Origin of the sequence: Catellatospora coxensis (assembly GCF_016862635.1) — a bacterium.
Taxonomy (GTDB): domain Bacteria; phylum Actinomycetota; class Actinomycetes; order Mycobacteriales; family Micromonosporaceae; genus Catellatospora; species Catellatospora coxensis.
On record NZ_BONI01000164.1, the window covers coordinates 1 to 4,819 of the forward strand.

The 4,819-nt window shown below is 69.6% G+C and carries 4 protein-coding genes; all 4 read right to left on the reverse strand.

Annotation, left to right across the window (positions count from 1 at the left end; genetic code table 11):
- Nucleotides 1–62: 62 nt before the first annotated feature.
- A complete protein-coding gene (locus tag Cco03nite_RS41640) occupies nucleotides 63–1,232 on the reverse strand; it encodes a site-specific integrase (RefSeq protein WP_203699573.1) in 1,170 nt (389 codons plus the stop codon).
- Nucleotides 1,232–1,402, reverse strand: a complete 171-nt coding sequence (locus Cco03nite_RS41645; protein ID WP_275412119.1) for a helix-turn-helix domain-containing protein — start codon at nucleotides 1,400–1,402, stop codon at nucleotides 1,232–1,234. The genes Cco03nite_RS41640 and Cco03nite_RS41645 overlap by 1 nt, the downstream gene beginning before the upstream one ends.
- A 1,496-nt stretch (nucleotides 1,403–2,898) precedes the next feature.
- On the reverse strand, nucleotides 2,899–3,318 hold the full coding sequence (locus Cco03nite_RS41650) for a hypothetical protein (RefSeq protein WP_203699575.1): 420 nt from the start codon (nucleotides 3,316–3,318) through the stop codon (nucleotides 2,899–2,901).
- The gene (locus Cco03nite_RS41655) at nucleotides 3,315–4,445 is read right to left on the reverse strand and encodes an AAA family ATPase (protein ID WP_203699576.1); all 1,131 of its coding nucleotides are present in this window, start codon (nucleotides 4,443–4,445) and stop codon (nucleotides 3,315–3,317) included. Before Cco03nite_RS41655 ends, Cco03nite_RS41650 begins: the two co-directional genes overlap by 4 nt.
- Between the last annotated feature and the right edge of the window lie 374 nt (nucleotides 4,446–4,819).

The window sequence follows — 4,819 nt, forward strand, 5'->3', positions numbered from 1 at the left end:
TCAGAGGGCACATCCAATCGATGGATGTGCCCTCTGCTTTTGCCGAGTGACTAACTGAGCGACTAAGCCTCCTCGTCCGCCTGGTCCTCCTCGTCCGGAGCGGCGAAGATTTCATCCATGGCTCTCGCCCCGTCGAGCAGCATCGGGCGGAGCTGGTGACGGTAGACCGCCTCTGTCACCCGCGTGCCCGCGTGCCCGCATAGCTCAGCGATGTCCTCCAACCGCATCCCGCTGTCGGACAGCAGCGACACGAAGCTGTGCCGCAGCTCGCGCGGTGTCCACTCGGTGTGAGCGAGACCGGCCGACTTCGCCACACGGCGGAAGGCGCGGCGAACGTTGGCGGCGTCCAGGGCGGTGCCGACGCTGGAGGTGAAGACCAGGCCGGTGTCACGCCACATCTCGCCTGCCTGCTGGCGCGCGTGCTCCTGCTGGGTCTTGTGGCGAGTTAGCGCGTCGGTGCCGCGCAGTGGCAGCGCCAGCGTTCGGCGTGACTTCTTCGTCTTGGTGTCTCCACCAGCGCGAACCGAGCGCCACACGTGGATGCACGGTGGTGCCGGCGGACTGTCGAGTTCCACGTGATCCCAGGTCAGTGCGCGCAGTTCCTCCGTCCGTGCGCCGACTAGCAGCGAAATCACGATGTAGGCGCACAGCGGGCTGTCCTCGGCAGATGCCAGCAGCGCCTTCGCCTGGTCCAGCGTCAGCGACTTGGACGGGCGGCCCGACTGTCCCTGCGGTACGCCGCACAGCGCTACGACATTGCGTTTCACCTTGTCTCGCGCCATCGCCCGATTGACTGCCCGGTTCAAGCACTCGTGCAAGCGCCGAACGGTGCTGCTGCTGAGCATTGCCGCCTTAGCGGCCAGCCACCGATCCACGTCGTTGGCGCTGAGATCGCGGAGCTTACGTGCGCCCAGGTCCGGGATGATGTGGCCGCGTACGAGGTAGCCGTACTTCTCGACCGTGTTGCCCGACCGACCCGTCAGCCCGTACGTCAGCCAGTCCTCCATCGCAGCTGCGACGCTGTAGGTCTGAGAGGTGATGGCCAGCCCGTCTTCGTGGTCACGCATGACCTGCTTGAGCTTGGCGCGTGCCTCGGTCTTGGTCTTGCCGCTGCCCTTGCGCACGATGCGCTTCCCGGCTGGCGTGTAGCCGATGGTGACCTCTGCGATGTAGCGCTGGCGCTGCTCGTCCCAGTACAGGCCGCCTTCTCCACGGCCACGACGTTCGCTCATCAGGCGTTGCTCCTCATCGTCTCGTTCTCCAGCAAGGTGACGTAGTCAGCGATCGCGGCGGCCGACACCAGGCGGGCGCGCCCCTGCGTGACCGAGCGCAGGCGGCCAGCGCGAATCTGCTCGTAGATCACGGACCGGCTCATGCTGAGCAGGGTCATGACCTCGGGAATCTTGTAGAGCGCCTTCGGCGCGGGTCGGTCGGCTGGCCGCTCGGCGAGAGCGGTCGATGCCCTAGCGGGCTGCCGGGGTATCACGGTGTGCCTCCTGAGGCTGTTTGGTGATCGGTTGCGGGTTGGTGCTAGAGCGCTAGCGCGCTGGTGGGCGTGTGATCAGGGCGCTAGCAGGAGCGCTAGGTCTAGCGGGTCGGGCCGCTAGGTCTAGCGGCGGTTGGTGGTGGTCGGGCTGGGGAGATGTCCCGCGCTGCCGCGCGTCGGGGTGGGGCTGGATGGGCGGGCGGCGGGGACATCTCGGGTCGAGGGCGGGAGGTGGCCCCCGCGCGGGGCGTGTCGGGGTGGCGGTGGGACGGCGGCGCGCGACCGTCCCGCCTGGCGTTCCCCCGTCGTCCCCGCGCAGCGGGGGGCCACCTCCCTGCCCTCGTGGCTGATAGCAGCGCGCTGTGCGGGGGCTGCTGCGGGCGGCTTGGAGGCCGTTCGCGGGGGTGGTCGGCGCGGGGTGCTATCTGCTATCGGGCTGGTCGCCGGGCGGTTGGGGTGCTAGCGGAGCTGCTAGCGCTAGCAGTCGGGTGTGCTAGCGATAGCAGGTGGGTTTCGTCACGCCTGCCGTCGCTGAGGTGACGAAAGCGCGCCGATCCGTGTCCGTCCGGGCTCGGATCGGTTCGACGGCGCTCAAGACGGCTGAAACATCAGGAGGTCCTCACCGGCCCCCCGTGTGTTTCAGCAGGGGTTTCCTCGCGGACCGTCTACCGGCGGCTCTACCGGGTAACGGCGCGGCGTGCCTGGTGCCCGAAGGGCTGCTGTGGGGCCGTTTTCGGGGGGTGTTCGGCGGGGCCGTTACCCGTTACCTCTCGGCGTTGCTGCTGCTCACCAGCGGCGCGGCGGGTAACGGCAGGGGTAACGCCGCGGTTACCCGGTGATCGGCCGTTACCGGTGCCGTTACCGCTGTCCGGGGCGGGTAGCGGTAGCGGCGGTTCGGTGCCTGAAACCGGCCTGTGGGGCTGATTCCGGGGGTGCGCTGCGGTTGCCGCTACCCGCTACCTTTCGGCGTTTGCGCTGCTGGGGACAGGCATGGCGGGTAGCGGCACGGGTAGCGCCAGCGCTACCGGTAGCGGCCAGTCCGCTACTGCCGCTACCTCGCCGGGCGCGGTGGTCTGGCGCGTCTAGGGCGCCGGGGCCGGGGTCGCCCGCGGTGGGCTGTGGGCCGGTTTTGGTGCTCGGCCGGCGGATGCTCTAGAGCCTCTAGAGCGCTGGTGGACCGGGCTGCGGCTGCTCTAGAGGGTGCTCTAGGTCTAGAGCGTCGGTGGTCTAGACCTAGAGCGGCGCGCTATCCCCGACGTGAGAGTCGCGAGGTGCCCGCTGGGCGGGTTTTGGGTGCTGGCCGCCGGTCGGGGATAGAGGGCTAGACCGCTGGTGGTCGGGGATGTGCGGGGCTAGCGGAGGGGATAGGCCTATCGGCTGGTGGGGCTAGGCCTATCCCCTGCGGCGGGCGGTTAGGAGGTCGCGGCTTGGTAGTCGGGGTGGGCGGTCATGCAGTCGGGGCACAGGCCGAAGGTGAGCAGGACTGCGCCGACCGCGAGGGCTGCGGAGTGGATGCGGCGGGTGTAGCGGCGGCACCGGTCGCAGGTGGAGTCCTCCAGGTCGGTGGCCGGTCGCAGCTGCGGGGCGCAGTGCCCGCAGACGAGCACGCCGGGCGTCCACGCGGTGGTGTGCAGCACCATCGGGGACGCGGTGACGTGCGGGCAGAAGCGCGCACTGCCCGCTTCCAGGCTGGCGAACAGCGCGGACACCTGGTCGGCCAGCCACGGTTCGGTGCCGATGTCCATCGGCCGGTCCGGGCCGAACTGGGCGAGGTGCCCGCGGGCGTCGCGCACGGCGGCGCGGGCCTGGTCGGCGAAGGCGGTCGCGTTCACAGGGAGGCTCCTACGTGATCGTTGGTCGATGACTGTGCGTGTGCAGTCGCGCCATTCACGCCATTCGCGCCACGTTCTGGAACCTGGCGCGAATGGCGTAACTGTGGCGCGAATGGCGCGGACGGTTCTTCGCCGTCGCTGAGAGCGAGCTTCCAGACGGACCCTCCGCCGAAGCCGGAGCGGTCGGCGGTGACGCGGGCCTGCTGGCGTGCGCGGTCGAGGGTGCGGTCCGCGATGCCCTCGGCGCGCGCGGCTTTGAGCACGTCCTTCTTCGCGGCTTCGCCTCCGGCCTGCATGAGGAAGCCGACCAGCCAGGACGCTGCCGAGCTGCGTTCCTCGCGGCTGTCGGCCTGGTCGCCGGACTCGCTGAGGATGTCGGCCACCGACCGGTCGGACTCGCCGGTGAAGACCAGGCGGCCGGTGCTGGCCGGTCCCTCCTCGGTGGGGACCTCCACTGACTCGATGATGTAGCGCAGCGACGGCACATCCAGGCTGCCGAGGTTGTTCTTCACCTGCGACATCACGCACGAGCCGTCTCCAGCGCCGTCGTCGCGGGCGATGGCCATCACGGCGCGGGAGACCGCGGAGAACGCCCGCGATCCGGTGATCAGGTTGAGTGCGTCGCGGCTGTCGGACTTGTTGAAGTGCGCCAGCCCGACCACGGCGCAGCCGGTCCGGTCTGCCATCTTCACCAGCGGCTCAAGCGCCGTGCGTAGGTCGCGGTCGCGGTGGGTGTCGATACCGGCCTGGATCAGCGACAGCAGCGGGTCAGCGGCCAGTAGCGCCACGCCGAGCTGTTCGATCTCCACGGCCATGCCGTTGCAGTCGCGCGGGAGAGTGAGCTGGTCGAAAGCGCCGTCGTTGTCGACATCGACGCGGTACACCATGTCCAGGTCGGCCCCTGCGGCGTATAGGCGCGGGGCGATCGTCTGGCCCCACGAATCCTCCGTGGCGGCGTAGATGACCGGGCGCGGCGTGCCGTAGTGGATGCCGGGCAGTGTGCCCCTGGTGAGCTGTCCGGCCAGCCATGCGAGCGTCAGGGACTTTCCGATGCCCTCGCGGCCGGGGATGAGGGTCAGGGAACCGGCGGGGATGCGGCCGTCCCAGACCCAGCGGACCGGGCGCATCTTGACCGCCGACGCCGGTGTCAGGCGGATCGTGCGTCCGGCGTCCGCCGGGGGTGTCGGTGTGCTGGTTTCGTGTGTCACAGGTGCGGGTCCTCTCGTGAGTCCGGCGCGGTTGATGGCATCCGGAAGGGTGCGAGTAGGCGGGTCTGAGCGGGTCTGGTGGCGGCACCAGGCGGGCCGTGATGCCGCCACCGTGGCGGCACGTTGGCGGCACTTCAGGTGCGGTGCTGGCCTCACCGTCGTGATCTACGACCCCGGTGCCACGTCAACCCGGAACAGCGCAAACGCCGATAGGAAGATCAGCGTTTTGGTGATCTCCGGACCCGGGTGTCCGTCCACCGTGCGCAGCGCCGACAGCACCGGCCCGCAGCGCC

Excerpts from the sequence above, each read along its gene's own strand:
- Cco03nite_RS41640 (WP_203699573.1), bottom strand. The coding sequence starts at position 1,232 with ATGAGCGAACGTCGTGGCCGTGGAGAAGGCGGCCTGTACTGGGACGAG.
- Cco03nite_RS41655 (WP_203699576.1), bottom strand. The coding sequence starts at position 4,445 with ATGCGCCCGGTCCGCTGGGTCTGGGACGGCCGCATCCCCGCCGGTTCC.